Below are 14,799 nucleotides of genomic sequence, written 5' to 3' on the forward strand. Positions count from 1 at the left end.
GGTGCTTCACACGCGGGACCGTCACCGGAAGGCGTCGAGCCCGGTGAGCGCCTTGCCCAGCACGAGCTGATGCATCTCGACGGTGCCCTCGTAGGTGAGCACCGACTCCAGGTTCGTGGCGTGCCGCATCACGGGATATTCGAGCGAGATCCCGTTGGCACCGAGGATCGTGCGCGAGGTACGGCAGATCTCGATGGCCTCGCGTACGTTGTTGAGCTTGCCGAAACTGATCTGCTCGGGGCGGAGCCGTCCCGCGTCCATGCGGCGGCCCAGGTGATGGGCGAGCAGGATCCCCTTGTGCAGTTCGACGGCCATGTCGGCGAGTTTGGCCTGGGTGAGCTGGAAACCGCCGATGGGGCGCCCGAACTGCTCACGCGTCCTCGCGTACGCGAGTGCGGACTCGAAACTGGAGCGCGCCGCGCCCATCGCGCCCCACACGATCCCGTACCGCGCGTGCGAGAGGCAGCCGAGCGGGCCCTTGAGTCCGACAACGTCGGGCAGGACGGCGTCGGCCGGCAGCCGCACGTCGTCGAGGACGAGTTCGCTGGTCACGCTCGCCCGCAGGGACCACTTGTGCTTGATCTCGGGGGCGGAGAAGCCGGGCGCGTCGGTGGGCACGACGAATCCGCGGATGCCGTCCTCGGTCTGCGCCCAGACGACGGCGACACCGGCGACGGAACCGTTGGTGATCCACATCTTGCGCCCGTTCAGGACCCAGTCCCCGCCGTCGCGCTTGGCGTGCGTCCGCATGGAACCGGGGTCGGAGCCATGATCGGGCTCGGTCAGTCCGAAGCATCCGATGATCTCGCCGGAGGCCATGCCCGGCAGCCAGGCCCGCTTCTGCTCCTCGCTGCCGAACCGGTGGATGGCGTACATGGCCAGGGAACCCTGGACCGAGACGAGCGAGCGGATCCCGGAGTCGGCCGCTTCGAGCTCCAGACAGGCGAGGCCGTACTGCACGGCGCTGGCGCCCGCGCACCCGTACCCCTGCAGCGACATCCCGAGGGCGCCGATCCCGCCCAGCTCCCGCGCCAGTTCCCGGATACCGGGCAGATCGCCCTTCTCGTACCAGTCGGCGACGTACGGCAGCACGCGGTCCGCGGCCCAGCTCCGCACGGTGTCGCGGACGGCCAGCTCCTCCGCGTCCAGCAGGTCGTCGATCCCGAGCGGGTCGGCGGGGTCGAAGGGCGGCAGCTTCGAGGACGCGGACATACGACAGCCTCCGGCAGGGTGACAACTAGCACCGCTAGTTAAGGATCTCGGCCCGACGTTACGACGCAGTGTCCCGCAAGTCCAGGGCACTGGCTCGCAGCACCCGGGAGCCCGGCGCCCGGCCGGCCCGCCCAGTGGGCGACGCGGGGCGACCCGGGCTTCCGGCTCGCGGGTGCGGCACCGGCTCGCGAGCCGGAGGCCCTGCCCAGGAGCGGACCGGGGAACCTAAGCGGAGACGCGGCTCTCGGCGGTCCCTGCGGCGTCACGGGGAACCGGAATACCGGTCGGGCCCGGCGCCACCGGGATACCGGCGGGGCCCGGCGCGGAGGCCGGGACGGCGACGACGTCCGAGGCGGGAGCCGCAACCGCGGCGGTGCCGCACTCCATGACCCGCGGCAGCCGCAGCGCCATCACGGCGCCGAGCAGCAACAGGCCGGCGCTCACCAGCAGGGTCACATGCAGTCCGTGCACGAAGGAGTCCCGGGCGGCCTGCCGCAGGGCACCGCCGGACGCGCCGCCGAGCCGGTCGGCGACCTGGTACGCCTCGCCCAGCGAGTGTCCCGCCGCCGCCGAATCGGCCGCCCGGACCCCGGGGACGGACGACAGTCCGGGCGTGTACGCCGCGTTCATCACGCTCCCCAGCAGCGCGATCCCTATCCCCGCGCCGAGCTGGTACGAGGTCTCACCGATCGCCGCGGCGCCGCCCGACTGCGCCTGCGGCGCCTCACTGAGCATGGACTCGTACGCCCCGAAGAGCGTGGTCTCCAGGCCGAAGCCCAGCAGCACGAAGCCGAAGAGCAGCAGCGCGGCGTTGTCGTTCCCGCCCATCGCGGTGAGCGTGACGACGGCCGCCGCGGTGAGACAGAACCCGAAGGAGACCATCGCGCGCGGCCCGAACCTGCGCAGCAGCTTCGCCCCGGCCAGACCGGCGGCCATCGCCGCGATGGTGAGCGGCAGCAGCCGCAGCCCGGTCTGGAGCGGCGACAGACCGAGCACGAGCTGGAGGTACTGGGCGGCGATCAGTTCCAGGCCCACCAGGGCGAGCATGGCGAGGACGATGCACCCCACCGACGTGCTGAAGGCGGGACGCGCGAACATGCGCAGGTCGACCAGGGGATGCGCGCGCCGCCGCTGCCGCCGTACGAAGGCGGCCATCAGTACGGCGCCGACGAGCAGCGGTACGAGGGTGAAGGGGCTGAAGGGTGCCTCGCCGCCGCCGAGGCGCTTCACGCCGAGGACGAGTCCGAACAGGCCGGCGGCGGCCATGAGCGCCCCGACGACGTCCCAGGGACCGTCGCGGTCGCCGTGGGACTCGGGCAGCAGCAGCCGTCCGACCGGCAGGCTGATGATCATCAGCGGGATGTTGACGAGGAAGACCGATCCCCACCAGAAGTGTTCGAGGAGGAAGCCGCCGAGGAGCGGTCCGACCGCCGCGCCGACGGCGGCGACGGCGCTCCAGATGCCGATCGCGAGCGCCCGTTCGCGCCGGTCGGGGAAGACCTCGCGCAGGATCGACAGCGTGGCGGGCATGATCATGGCGCCGCCGATGCCGAGCAGGGCGCGGGCGCCTATCAGAAGCTGCGCGTTACCGGAGAAGGCCGCGATGCCGGAGGCGACTCCGAAGAGCGCGTAACCGAGGAGCAGGACCCGTCGTCGGCCGATCCGGTCACCGAGCGTGCCGAAGAGGATGAGGAGCGAGGCGCAGACGAGCGGATAGATGTCGACGATCCAGAGCAGTTCTATCGCGCCGGGCTTCAGGTCCTCGGTGACGGCGGGCACCGCGACATGGAGAACGGTGGCGTCGAGGGCGACGAGCAGCAGGCTGACGCACAGGACGACGAGGACGACCCAGCGGTTGGCACCGGCTCCGGCCTCCCGACGGCATCGCGCAGCGGCCGTGGTCGTCCCGGACATGTACGTACCTCCAGAGATTCCCTCGCGTTCTGCGGATCCGCAGGGTGGGGACTCCCTGGGGCTGCGGCCCGGAGAGCGGAGTCCCGGGCCCACGCAACAAAGGCGAGTGAGCCGTCAGCGTACGCGAGTTCTCGCCCGTGACACGTGGCGGACCTCTCACGTTCGCCGGCCGGGTGTGTGGCGTACGCCACGCCGCCCGCACGTCGTCACACCCCGTACGGCCTGCCGGTTCCGCGGTCCGCCGATAATCGAGCCCGTGACCGATCCGGAGAGTCCCGCCGTGATGCCCCGCGGGAGCGCCCTGCGCCGAGCCGCACCCGCGCTCCTCGGTTACGCGGCGGTGCGCGCCCTGGGCCTCGTCACGCTCGCCGTGTGGAGCGCGGCGAGCGGCGGGAGCGCCCACCGGCTGCTGTCGGAGCGCTGGGACTCGCTCTGGTACACGAGGGTCGCCGAGCTCGGCTACGGCTACGAGGTCCGCCTCCCGAACGGTGACGTGCACGCGAATCTCGCGTTCTTCCCGCTGCTGCCCTGGCTGGAGCGGATCGTCCACGCGGTGGCCCCGCTGTCGTACGCGGACGCCGGGCTGCTGGTCGCCGCGGTGGCCTCGCTCGCCGCGGCCTGGGGGATCTTCGCGGTCGCCGACCACGTCCACGGCCGGCGGGCCGGGGTGTGCGCTGCGCTGGTGTGGGCGGTCCTGCCCGTCGGCATCGTGCAGTCGATGGCGTACAGCGAGTCACTGTTCACCGCGCTCGCCGCGTGGTCGCTGTACGCGGTGCTGACCGGCCGCTGGGCGACCGCGGGACTGCTCGCCGCGTTCGCCGGCCTGACCCGGCCGGTGGGGGTCGCGGTGGTCGCGGCCCTGTGGGTGGCGGCGATTAGCTCGTTCGTGGGAGAGCACCGGCGCGGCGGAAGCATGTCGCGGACGGACGGCGCGCGTCCGTGGCGGCGCGCCCTCGCCATGATCATCGCGCCGCTCGGCGCCGCCGGCTACGTGCTGTGGGTGGGGCGGCGCACGGGCAGGGGCCCGCTCGGCTATCTCGACGTCCAGGCGGGGTGGCGCAACGGCTTCGACGGCGGTTACGCCTTCGGGCGCTTCGTGGCCGAGAAGTTCACCTCGTTCCCGTCCGCCCTGGCCGGTGCCGCCCTGATCGCCGGAGTCGTGCTCGTCCTGTGGCTCTACGTGACATGCGTACGCCAGGGGCAGCCGCCGGCCCTCCTGGTCTACACGGGGATCGTCGTCGCGCTCGCCCTGTGCGCGTCGAGCTACTTCGGCTCGAAGCCGCGCCTGCTGCTCCCCGCCTTCCCGCTCCTGTTCCCTCTCGCCATGGCCCTGGCGAGGCTGCGTACCTCCAGGTCGGCACTGGTCGTCGGGGGCGTCGCGGTGGCCTCGGCGGCGTACGGGGCCTTCTGGCTGAACGGCTCAGGACCTCCCTGACCCGCCCGGCGGCACCCCGCCCGGGACCGGTGAGCGGGCGGCGAATTCCACACCATCACCCGGTGAACGAATATAAAAGTGCCATAAAATCGAAGACCCTCGGAGACCAATGGAATTGAAGGCTCCATGGTCACGGGATTAGCGATTCATTGGAAATAAACATGATCCTGAGAGGAATCCCACATCACATCGTCATCACAAACCGAGTGAATCGGCCTGGAACGCAGCTCACTCGCTGTAACGTCGATTGAGTGCGTACCGAACGAAACCTCACCCGTCTGGACCGGGTCTTCGCCCGGCTGGACCGTGAGCCGGAACGACCGGCCCACATCGATGTGCCGAAGATGAGTCGGCACAGGGTTGTCCTCTTCGCGGCGACCCTGGCCTTCTACCTGGCGATCGTGTGGGCCGTTGCGATCACGTCGTGGCTGGTCCGGTTCGACTGGCAGGTCATGTTCTTCCGGCCCTACCAGCAGTGGCCTGAGATCCACGCGTTCCTCGACTACTACGTGGTGCTCGGCCAGCGCGGCCCCACCGCGGTGATGGTCGCCGCGTGGCTGGGCTGGCGCTCCTGGCGCCAGCACACACTGCGCCCGCTGCTCACCCTGGGCGCCTCCCTGCTGCTGCTCAACATCACGGTCGGCGCGGCGAAGCTCGGCATGGGCCGTCTCGGCCCGCACTACGCCATCACCATCGGCTCGAACGAGATGGGTCTGGGCGGCGATATATTTCCGTCGGGCCACACCGCCAACGCCGTCGTGACCTGGGGAATCCTGGCCTATCTGGCGTCGACCCCGAGAGCCAGACGCTGGCTCTCGGCGCTGTCCGCCGTGACCTCGCTGGGCGTCGGCCTCACCACCGTCTACCTGGGTACGCACTGGCTGAGCGATGTCCTGCTGGGCTGGGCCGCGGGTCTGCTGATCCTGCTGGCGCTGCCCTGGTGCGAGCCGCTCATCGCGCGCTCCGAGGCCGGGATCTTCGCGCTTCGCGATCTGTGGCGCACCCGCACCCGTCGCGGCCGTACCGTGCCCGCGCCGGCCCCCTCTCCGGTCCCCGCACCGGTCCTGTCCCCGCAGGCCGTCGCGGTGGACAGCGAGATGCCGGCCCGTGGGGCCGTCGCCTCCCGTCCGCCCAGATCCCCCGCTCACCTGGCGCCGGGCCCGCACACCGCCCGCTCGGAACGCACCCCGGTGACACCGGCGGGCAGTCGCCGTCCGGCGCACCCGGACCGCCCGCCCCACCCGGACCGTCCGGCGCGCGCGGCCGCCGCGACGGCCCGCCCGCTGACGGGCGGCTGAGCACCCGTTGACGGGCGGCTGAGAACTGCGGGGCCCGGTACGCACAAGCCTCTCCCCGCACGGCGAAGGCCCCCGGCTCGTCGAGCCGGGGGCCTTCGCACGTCGTGGCGCGGCGCTCAGCCGCGCTCGGCACGCCGCCGGCCGAAGGGGCCGCGGTCCGCCGGGGCGGGGCGCTCACCCCTTCCAGCAGCGCGTCACCGTGCCGTCCGTGACCTCGAAGTTGAGCCGCCCCACCAGGTACTCCATGGTGATGATCGCGCCGTGGGGCAACGTGCGGACCGTCGGCCAGCCGTGCTCCTGCGCACGCTCCCGCGCACTGCTCACCTCCATCCCGACATAGCTCTCCGGACTGTCCTGCGGCTCTGCGTGAGAGGGGGGAATGGGTGCCATGACCGCCACGTTAGGCGGCACGCCCCGGTGGTGGAAGCCCGATCGGCGACGAAGCGTCACCTGTCCCCCGCCGGTCACACTTCTGTCACAGGATCACGACACGTGTTTCGCCGAACTCGATCCCCCGTATGTGGGGTTCCTTCGGTGTTCCGCACGCCTTCGAACGTAATTCGGAGTCGTCGTCCGGGCGTCCCGAATAGCCCGGCGAAATGGGCGGAGCGGGGGGGTCGGCGCGTGCTCGGCGGCGGATTTCCCTATCCGGTCCGCTCCGATTGCGGCACGCGCCGCGGAAGCTGACGCCGCATAGGAAATACACGCTTCGATCACAGAACCCCCGCACGTTCCCCGGCCGGCACCCGGGACTTCCGCCACGGCACCCGGACCGTGACCGGCACCCCCTCGGGACCCGGCTTCTCAGGCCCTGGCCGCTCAGGCACCGGCCGCTCAGGCACCGGCTTCCCGGGGCCCTGTCTCTCCAGCGCCCGGGACCACCGGTCCGGGCCTCTCCAGTGCCCGGGACAACCGGTCCCGGGCCGTCCTGATCGCGTCGCCGAGTTCGGCGGGCTCCAGGATCTCGAACTCGAAGCCCATCAGCATCACGTGGATGACCATGACATCGAGGCTCGGCGCCCCGGTGCGCAGGAGGCAGCTGTCCTTCCCCGAGGCCTCCAGGGTCCCGGCCGAGGGTGAGATCCGCGCGGCGGCCTGCTCCAGCGGCACCAGCAGCCGGACGACGGCGTTCGTGGCGTAGGCGCCGGTGGAGACGCCCTTGGAGACGTACTCGGCCAGATTCTCGGCCGGTGGCGTCCGGGGCGTGAAGCGCGGTCCGTGCGGCGGCCGGGGCGTGATGCGGTCGGCCCGGAACGTACGCCAGTCGTCTCGGTCGACGTCCCAGGCGACCAGGTACCAGCGGTGCTCGGTGCACACCAGCCGGTACGGCTCGACGGTACGGCGCGTCGAGGAGCCCCCGTGATCGCGGTACTCGAAGCGCAGCCGCTCGCTGTCACGGCAGGCGTTGGCCAGTTCGGTGAGGACGGCGGGGTCGACGGCGGAGGTCCCCGGAGCGCGCAGCATCGGCACGGTGAAGGCGTTCAGCGCGCCGACCCTGCGCCGCAGCCGGCTCGGCAGGACCTGTTCCAGCTTGGCGAGCGCTCGGACGGAGGACTCGCCGATGCCCTCGATGCCCTGCCCGGCCGCCGTACGCAGCCCTACGGCCACCGCGACGGCCTCGTCGTCGTCCAGGAGCAGCGGCGGCAGCTCGGCCCCGGCGCCGAGCTGGTAACCGCCGCCCGTACCCGGGCTGGCGTTGACGGGATAGCCCAGCTCGCGCAGCCGCTCCACGTCACGGCGGACGGTGCGCGCGGTGACGCCCAGCCGCCCGGCGAGATCCGCGCCCGACCACTCGCGGTGGGCCTGGAGCAGTGAGAGCAGGCGCAGCAGTCGTGCGGATGTCTCCAACATGCCGCCGAGTCTCCCAGCGCTTGCGGACAGATACTGTCCGCAAGCGCTGGGAGGTTCTTGGCACTGGGACGTTCTTCAGGGCCGGTAGGCGATCTGCGGTACGTCGAAGCAGTTCGTGTTCATGTCGCCCTGGGTGACCCAGCCCCTGCCGTCGCGCCAGCGGGCCACCGAGAGGCAGGTCCGACGCGTTCCGGGCGGCTCGGCCAGGCGCTCGTAGGTGACGGGGAGCAGCAGCCCGCCCGCGGTGTAGGGCGTGCCCCGGTTCATGAACGCGTCGACGCACGCCCGGGTGATGCCCGTCCGGACGCAGGACTTCGCCGCGTCCGTGAACCACCGTGCCGCCGCCCAGCCCTCGAGCTGCCACTGGGAACGGGTCGGCAGGGCCTTGGTCGCGTCGCGGAACGCCCGTACGGCGGCGTCGCCCGCGTCCTCGTAGTTCCGGCTCGACCCCGTGGCCCACAGCGCGTTGCGGCAGCGCGGAGCGTCCTTGTAGTCCTCGGGCACGGTGGACGTCCAGTTCTGGACGTTGGTCACCTTGGCGGTGACGTGGGCGCCGACATCGTCCATGGCCTTGCACAGCTGGGCGTTGCCGTGGGTGTCGACGGCGTCGAAGACGAGGTCGGCGCCCTGCGCCTTCAGGTCGGCCGCGGCGGCCCGGAAGTCGGGCAGCGCGAAGTCGACCTGTTCGGTGACGACCCGGTAGCCCTCGGCCCTGAGTCCCTGGGTGACCAGCCGGGCGTAGGCGGCGGAGGCGGACTGGTTGTAGGAGACGACGGCGGCCGTACGGGCGCCGTGGACGCGCTTGAAGTAGCGGTAGACCTCTGTGCCGCCGTAGAGCTCGCCGTTCCAGCCGGGCGTGCCGTCGCGCGGCGCGAGGCTGCCGTAGATCCCGTACAGGTGCGGATAGGTGTCGTACGCGGCGCCGATGGGCTGGCCGCCGATGTCGGGCACGCCCGCGCGGGACACCTGGGAGGCGCCCGCGTAGTCGAAGGCGGTCGTGGCGACGAGGGCGACGACCTTGTCCTGGTCGATCAGCCGGCGCACGCAGGCGCTGTTGCCGACGCCGCTGCCGCCGTCGTCGCACAGCCGCACCTCGATGGGCCGTCCGCCGATGCCGCCCCGGGCGTCGAGCCGGTCGAACCAGGCCTTCGCCCCGTCACGCGGTCCGGTGAACGCGGAGGCGCCGACGGGGCTGGTGGCGCTGCTGATGATGCCGACGCGGATCGGCTCGGCGGATTCCCGGGGCGTGGGCGTGGCGCGGTTCTCGAAGTCGCTCTCGGGGAGCCGGCTGCCGCAGGCCGTGCCGAGCAGGAGCAGCAGGCCCGCGACGGCGGCGCCCGTCGCTGTGCGCCGCACCGCTGATCAGCAGCCCGGGACGGGACTCGACGACCCGTTGCCGCTCAGCTGCACCAGCGCGCAGAGCGTCTTGACGGAGACCTTCCAGGTGCCGTTCTGCTCGACGGCCGTCCCGGAGGCGTTCGGCAGGGCGGTGGCGCCGTTCAGGGTCAGCGTGTAGGTCACGTCCGCCTCGGTCGGCGAGGTGAACTCGATCTTCTCCACATCGGCCTTCACCTGCTGACCGCGCTGGTCGCCGTTGAAGCCCTGAAGCAGCGGGGCCATCTGGTCGCCGTTCTGCAGGACGGCCTGCTTCTCCTTCGCGGAGACGGCCGGGTCGAAGAACTTCTCCCAGTTCTGCCTGATCTCCTGCTGGGCCGCCGCCGGGTCGGCCGGAGCCGTGGCGGACGGCACGCCGGTGGACTGTTCCGCCGGGGGTGTGGGCGAGGCGGAACCTCCGCTGCCGCTGTCGTCGCTGCACGCCGTGAGGGCCGCTGCGAGGGCGAGTACCGCCGCCACCGCCACTCCCCCGGCGTTCCCCCGCCTGAGGTCGCTCCCGAGAACCATCTGGCTCACCACCGGGTGTCGGTCCGGGCCGAAAGCGCCCGGTGCTTTCAGGGTCAGCTTCCAGAAGGCATAGTGCAAGCCATCGGCTGACATGGACAGATACCCGACGTGTGGGAGTCCGGATGCGGACAGCTCGGCTGCGGAGCGTGCACCCCGTCCAGTGGGCCGGCTGGGCCGCGCTGGCCGCCGGTGCGGTGCTGTGCGTCATCGGCTGGTACGGCATCTCGGGTGAGCGGTACGCGGAACGTCAGCTGCCCTACCTCGCCTCCTGCACGGTGCCCGGTGCCGCGCTGATCATCGCCGGCGCGGTGCTCCTCGCCCAGGGCCGGAACGCCTCGGCGGCGGCGCGCGTCGAGGAGCTGTACGGGCTGCTGGTGGCGGCCGGGGCCGCCGACGCCGAGGAGCCGGGACCGGCGGCGGCCGGGCCCGTGGCCGTCAGCGGCGACCTCCTCATGGTGCCCGGCGGCACCCTGTACCACCGCGCGGACTGCCCGCTGGTCGCCGGGAAGCCGGAGGCCCTGCCGGCCGACTCGCGCGTCCTCGCGAGCGGGGACCTGGGACCGTGCCCGATCTGCGAGCCCGACGCCGAGGACGACCCCTCCACCGCCGAGCCGCCCTCCCCCGCCGCCGCGGGCCCGCCCCTCGCCGAACGGCCGTCCGCGCCCGATCGCCCGTCCGCGCCCGATCGCCCGGCCGCCCCCGAGCGTCCCTCCGCCGGTCCCGACGACTGAGGTCCTCCCCGATGTCCTCGCTGACGTACGACCTCACCCTGGCCGGTCTGTCGATCGGCGGTGCCGCGGCGCTCACCGGGATCGGGCTGATCGTCACCTACCGCGCCACCGGTGTGCTCAACTTCGCGCACGGCGCGATCGCGATGGTGTGCGCGTATCTGCTGCGCCAGTTCACGGTCGAGTGGGGCTGGCCGCTCGCGCTCGGCGCGTCGGTGACCCTGCTCCTGGTGGCCCCGGCGATCGGGATGGCCCTGGAGCGCTGCGTGTTCCGGCCGCTGGCCCTTCTCGGCGGCGATCCGGCGCAGACCCTGGTCGCGAGCATCGGGGTCTTCGTGCTGCTGGTCGGCGGGGCGGCGCTCGTGTGGGGCACGGGCGCGCGGGCGGACGCGCCGACGCTGGTGTCGGCGGATCCGTGGGGGCAGCTCGCGGTGGCCGTCGCACTGGCCGCGGGTGTGGGCGCGGTGACACGCTGGACCCGTTTCGGCACGGAGCTGCGGGCGGTCGTCGACGACCGCCCGCTCGCGGTGCTCGGCGGTATCGACGCGGACCGGGTGGCCGCGGCGGGCTGGGCCTTCGGCTCGTTCACGGCGGGCCTGACGGGCGTGCTCCTCGCGCCGTACGTGCGGCTGGACCCGTACGGCCTGCCGCTGCTCGTCATCGAGGTGATGGCGGTCGCGGTGGCGGCCCGGATGCGCAGCCTCCCGGTGGCGATCGTGGTCGCGCTCGGTATCGGGGTGGCGCAGAGCCAGCTGACCCGGCTGCATCCCACGGGCTGGGCGGAGCCGCTGCTCCAGGCGGTCGGCGCCAACCTCTTCGTGGTCGCGCTGCTCGTCGCCGCGCTCGTACTGCCCGGCATCGGTACCCGTGACGCGCTCCCGCGCCCGGCGGCGGTCCGCGTGCCGACACCGCCCGGGGCCTGGGCCGTTGCCGTCGTGCTGTTCCTGCTGCCCCTGGGGTTCGCGGGCTCGGACCTGCGCACGTCGGTGCAGGTGCCCGCGCTCGGTGTCGTCCTGCTGTCGCTGGTCGTGGTCACCGGCCGCGGCGGCCAGATCTCGCTGGGGCAGGCCGCGTACGCCGGTCTGGGCGCCCTGTTCACGGCGCTGCTGGCCGCGGGCCGGTTCCCGGGGCTGCCCCGGCTGCCCGAGCTGGCCGCGCTGGCGGTGGCCGTGCTGCTGGTCGCCCCGCTCGGCGTGCTGACCGGCTGGCCGGCCATCGGACGGCACGGCCTGGCGCTCGCCGTGGCCACCTTCGCGGTGGGCGTGGGCGTCAGCCGGTTCGTCTTCGCGCAGCCGTACGCGGTGTCCGGTCTGTCCCTGGACCGCCCGGCCGGATTCGGCGGCGACCGCGCGTACTACGTCCTCGAACTCGTCCTGCTGGCCGCCGCCCTGCTCGCCGCGCACACGCTGCGCCGGGGCCGGACGGGCCGGGCCCTGGCCGCGATGCGGGACCACGAGGCGGGCGCCTCGGCGGCGGGCGTCCGTGTCCCGGAGCTGAAACTGACCGCGTTCGTCGCGGGGGCCGCACTGGCCGCGCTGGGCGGCGGCATGCTCGGCATGGGGCTGCGTGCCTTCGACGCCACCCAGTACGACCCGGTCCGCAGTCTGCTCTGGTTCGCGGCGGTCGTCGTGCTGGGCGCCGACAGTGTCCTCGGCGCGCTCGTCGCCGCGGCTCTGCTGGTCGGGCTCGACGCGGGGGCCCGGGGCGGGGTGGCGGCCGCGCTGATCGGCCTCCTCGCCGTCCTCGTCGGCCGCTTCCCCGAGGGCCCGTACGAGGCCCTGCGCACGGCGGCGTCCCGGCTCCTGCTCCGCCCCCGGGCGACCTTGACGCCCAGGGGCGTCAGGGTCCGCCGGCACCTGCGCAGCGCCGGCAGGGGTGGCCTCGAAGCACCCGGGCCTCCGGCGGGCCCGGGGGCCGTGCCGACGAAGGGCGCCATGGCGGCGGAGGGCGCCGCAGCGGCTGCGGCGACCGCGGTGACCGGCACCGGCGGGGAACCCGGGCCCCGGCGAGGTCCGGCAGCACCGGCCGGCATCAGGCCGAAAGCCGCACCACGCCCGGGACCTGCCACCCGAACCGACCCGCGCCGAGAAGCCGGACAGGGCCCGAGCCCCACCGCGCCGGCCGGCACCGGCCGGGAGACCGAACCCCACCCGAGCCACCCGGAACCCACCGGCACCGGCCGGGAACCCGGACCCCGCGCGGGCGCAACCGCGTCGGCCGCGTCCACCTCGTCCGCCGGAGGCGTCGGTGTGCGGACGCGGGCCGGCGGCGGAGGCGTTCGGTCCGGGAGTGTGGGCGGGCAGTTGCTGACCGCCCACCGGCTCCGCGTCGCCCATGGCGGGTTCACCGCGCTCGACGGGGCGACTCTCGACGTCCCGCCGGGCCGGGTCACCGCGGTCGTGGGGCCCAACGGGGCCGGGAAGAGCACCCTGTTCCACTGTCTCGCGGGCACGCTGCGCCCCTCGGGCGGACAGGTGCTGCTCGCAGGGCGGGACATCACACGGCTCGCGGCGCACACGCGGACGCGGCTGGGGATCGCACGGACCTTCCAGCAGCTGGCGGTCTTCCCGTCGCTGACCGTGGCCGAGAACGTGCGCGTGGGCGCCGAGCAGGGCCGGACCGCGGATCCGGGGGCGGCGGAGCGGGCGCTGCGGCTGCTCGGGCTCGACGGGCCGGTGCGGTCACTGCCCGCGGCGGGGCTGCCCACCGGGACGCTCCGGCGCGTCGAACTGGCCCGGGCGCTCGCCGGGAACCCCCGGGTGCTGCTGCTCGACGAGCCCGCGGCCGGTCTCGACACCGGCGAGGTGGCCGCGCTGGCCCGGGTGCTGCGGGCGCTGGCCGCGGACGGCATGGCCCTCCTGGTCGTCGAGCACGATCTCGATCTGGTCGCCGACCTGGCGCACACCGTGCACGTCATGGCGGCCGGACGGATCGTCGCCTCGGGGCCCGCCGACCGCGTCCTGGACACGAGGACCGGCGGATGAGCATCGCCCTGCGCGGCGCGCGCGTACGCTACGGCCCCCTGGAGGCCCTGCACGGCGTGAGTCTGGTCGCCCCCGGCCCCGGCCTCACCGTGCTGCTGGGCCGCAACGGCTCCGGCCGTACGACCGTGCTGCGCGCCCTCGCCGGGACCGTGCCGCTGGCGGCCGGCGCCGTCGTCTGGGACGGCGCCGACGTGACGCGGCTGCCCGCGTTCGAGCGGGCCCGGCGCGGACTGTGCCTCGTCCCGGAGCGCCGGGCGGTGTTCGGCTCCCTGACCGTCCGCGAGAACCTGGAACTCGGGGCGGCCGACCTCGCGGCCGCGCTGGAGGCCTACCCGCCGCTGGAGCCGCTCCTCCCCCGCCGGGCGGGCACCCTCTCCGGCGGCGAACAGCGCATGCTGGCCCTCTCCCGCGCCCTGTCGGCCCGCGCGCGCGTGGTGCTCGCCGACGAACCCGCGCAGGGCATGTCACCGGCGGTCGCGGCCCGGACGTACGCGCTGCTGGGCGCTCTCGACGCGTGCGTGGTGATCGCCGAGCAGCGGCTGCCGCCGGCTCTGCGGGAGCGGGCGGGCCGGACTACGTACGTCCACGAACTGCGCCGTGGCGCGGTCGTGTTCAGCGGAGAGGCCACCGAGACGGCGGCGCGGATCGGTGGGCCGCCGGGTTCAGGGGCGGGCCGAACAGGGCGGGACTCCCGGTACGGGAGGCGCCCGCCGCCTTCGGGATGACGAGCTGGACGCCCTTGGCCAGCCTGTCGGGGCTGCCGCCGATCTTCTTCTTGTTGACGTTGTAGAGGGTCTGCCAGCCGCCCGTCACCCGGTACTTGCGGGCGATCGACGCGAGCGTCTCGCCGGTCTTCACCACGTGGAAGGGGCCCTGCAGTCCGTAGGACCTGGAACATTCGGGCCAGGCACCCCAGCCCTGGACGGCCAGCACCTTCTTGGCGACCTTGATCTGCTGGGCGCGGGTGGCGAGATCGGCGCGGGGAGCGTAGGCGAGCCCGCCGAACCGGACCCAGGTGGGCTGCCAGAACTGGAGCCCGCCGTAGTAGCCGTTCCCGGTGTTGGCGTGCCAGCGGCCGCCGCTCTCGCACTCGGCGAGACAGGTCCAGGGCCACTCGTCGTTCGCGCAGTCGGAGGCGCCCCGGGCTGACCCGGGGCCCGGGAGCGGGGGCGGCGCCGCGGCGTCCGCGTCGCAGGGAACGAGGGCGGCCAGTACGGCGGCGACCACGGCCGCGTACCGCGCACGTCCGTTCGGAAGCCGGGACGCGATGCGGGTGCTGGGCGGAATCCGCCTGGTCGGCATGAAGGACATCGGGCCACGCTAAGCAGCGCGTCCCGCCCGCCCGCCCAGCCCGCGCCCGGCGCGCCCAGGGCCCCACCCGGTCGGAGGACCGGGCGGGGCCCGGGGGCTGTCGCCCGGATCACGGGGCGGGACGCGGGGCAGTGCACCGCGCCTCGGCGCCCCCTGATCCGAAC

General features: G+C 73.5%; 11 protein-coding genes and 1 pseudogene. 5 read left to right on the forward strand and 7 right to left on the reverse strand.

Annotation, left to right across the window (positions count from 1 at the left end; translation table 11 throughout):
- Positions 1–21: 21 nt before the first annotated feature.
- Together OG485_RS11560 and OG485_RS11565 are read right to left on the reverse strand one after the other, a co-directional pair.
- Positions 22–1,212, reverse strand: a complete 1,191-nt coding sequence (locus OG485_RS11560) for an acyl-CoA dehydrogenase family protein (RefSeq protein WP_328667996.1) — start codon at positions 1,210–1,212, stop codon at positions 22–24.
- 225 nt (positions 1,213–1,437) lie between these two features.
- On the reverse strand, positions 1,438–3,126 hold the full coding sequence (locus OG485_RS11565) for an MFS transporter (protein WP_328667998.1): 1,689 nt from the start codon (positions 3,124–3,126) through the stop codon (positions 1,438–1,440).
- Positions 3,127–3,409: 283 nt separating this feature from the next.
- Here OG485_RS11565 and OG485_RS11570 point away from each other — a divergent pair, with 283 nt between their 5' ends.
- Together OG485_RS11570 and OG485_RS11575 are read left to right on the forward strand one after the other, a co-directional pair.
- Entirely contained in the window at positions 3,410–4,561 is a 1,152-nt protein-coding gene (locus OG485_RS11570) for a mannosyltransferase family protein (RefSeq protein ID WP_328674322.1), read from the forward strand.
- A 251-nt stretch (positions 4,562–4,812) separates the two neighbouring features.
- A complete protein-coding gene (locus OG485_RS11575; protein WP_328668001.1) occupies positions 4,813–5,859 on the forward strand; it encodes a phosphatase PAP2 family protein in 1,047 nt (348 codons plus the stop codon).
- A gap of 174 nt (positions 5,860–6,033) precedes the next feature.
- Here OG485_RS11575 and OG485_RS11580 read toward each other — a convergent pair whose 3' ends face one another.
- From OG485_RS11580 to OG485_RS11595, 4 genes are all read right to left on the reverse strand, one after another.
- The gene (locus OG485_RS11580) at positions 6,034–6,249 is read right to left on the reverse strand and encodes a proteinase inhibitor I78 (protein ID WP_328454085.1); all 216 of its coding nucleotides are present in this window, start codon (positions 6,247–6,249) and stop codon (positions 6,034–6,036) included.
- Positions 6,250–6,693: 444 nt separating this feature from the next.
- A complete protein-coding gene (locus OG485_RS11585) occupies positions 6,694–7,710 on the reverse strand; it encodes a helix-turn-helix transcriptional regulator (protein WP_443048684.1) in 1,017 nt (338 codons plus the stop codon).
- 75 nt (positions 7,711–7,785) lie between these two features.
- A complete protein-coding gene (locus OG485_RS11590) occupies positions 7,786–9,066 on the reverse strand; it encodes an ABC transporter substrate-binding protein (RefSeq protein ID WP_328668004.1) in 1,281 nt (426 codons plus the stop codon).
- 6 nt (positions 9,067–9,072) lie between these two features.
- Positions 9,073–9,612: a hypothetical protein gene (locus OG485_RS11595; protein WP_328668005.1), complete on the reverse strand. Its 540-nt coding sequence runs from the start codon at positions 9,610–9,612 to the stop codon at positions 9,073–9,075.
- Between the two features lie 122 nt (positions 9,613–9,734).
- Between OG485_RS11595 and OG485_RS11600 the strand changes: the two are divergent.
- The 3 genes and pseudogenes from OG485_RS11600 to OG485_RS11610 all read left to right on the forward strand — a co-directional run.
- Positions 9,735–10,208, forward strand: a pseudogene (locus tag OG485_RS11600) (hypothetical protein); the annotation flags it as partial.
- A 146-nt stretch (positions 10,209–10,354) separates the two neighbouring features.
- Positions 10,355–13,324, forward strand: a complete 2,970-nt coding sequence (locus tag OG485_RS11605) for an ABC transporter permease subunit (protein WP_328668006.1) — start codon at positions 10,355–10,357, stop codon at positions 13,322–13,324.
- Positions 13,321–14,049, forward strand: coding sequence for an ATP-binding cassette domain-containing protein (locus tag OG485_RS11610; RefSeq protein ID WP_328668009.1), 729 nt, complete (start codon positions 13,321–13,323; stop codon positions 14,047–14,049). Before OG485_RS11605 ends, OG485_RS11610 begins: the two co-directional genes overlap by 4 nt.
- Here OG485_RS11610 and OG485_RS11615 read toward each other — a convergent pair.
- Positions 13,937–14,635 carry a LysM peptidoglycan-binding domain-containing protein gene (locus OG485_RS11615; protein WP_328668011.1) on the reverse strand — a complete coding sequence of 233 codons (699 nt, stop codon included), beginning with the start codon at positions 14,633–14,635 and terminating at the stop codon, positions 13,937–13,939. The genes OG485_RS11610 and OG485_RS11615 overlap by 113 nt on opposite strands.
- Between the last annotated feature and the right edge of the window lie 164 nt (positions 14,636–14,799).

This window comes from Streptomyces sp. NBC_00328 (assembly GCF_036139655.1).
GTDB lineage: Bacteria > Actinomycetota > Actinomycetes > Streptomycetales > Streptomycetaceae > Streptomyces.

Excerpts from the sequence above, each read along its gene's own strand:
- OG485_RS11595 (WP_328668005.1), bottom strand. The coding sequence starts at position 9,612 with ATGGTTCTCGGGAGCGACCTCAGGCGGGGGAACGCCGGGGGAGTGGCG.
- OG485_RS11585 (WP_443048684.1), bottom strand. The coding sequence starts at position 7,710 with ATGTTGGAGACATCCGCACGACTGCTGCGCCTGCTCTCACTGCTCCAG.
- OG485_RS11610 (WP_328668009.1), top strand. The coding sequence starts at position 13,321 with ATGAGCATCGCCCTGCGCGGCGCGCGCGTACGCTACGGCCCCCTGGAG.
- OG485_RS11605 (WP_328668006.1), top strand. The coding sequence starts at position 10,355 with ATGTCCTCGCTGACGTACGACCTCACCCTGGCCGGTCTGTCGATCGGC.
- OG485_RS11565 (WP_328667998.1), bottom strand. The coding sequence starts at position 3,126 with ATGTCCGGGACGACCACGGCCGCTGCGCGATGCCGTCGGGAGGCCGGA.
- OG485_RS11570 (WP_328674322.1), top strand. The coding sequence starts at position 3,410 with ATGCCCCGCGGGAGCGCCCTGCGCCGAGCCGCACCCGCGCTCCTCGGT.
- OG485_RS11580 (WP_328454085.1), bottom strand. The coding sequence starts at position 6,249 with ATGGCACCCATTCCCCCCTCTCACGCAGAGCCGCAGGACAGTCCGGAG.
- OG485_RS11560 (WP_328667996.1), bottom strand. The coding sequence starts at position 1,212 with ATGTCCGCGTCCTCGAAGCTGCCGCCCTTCGACCCCGCCGACCCGCTC.
- OG485_RS11615 (WP_328668011.1), bottom strand. The coding sequence starts at position 14,635 with ATGTCCTTCATGCCGACCAGGCGGATTCCGCCCAGCACCCGCATCGCG.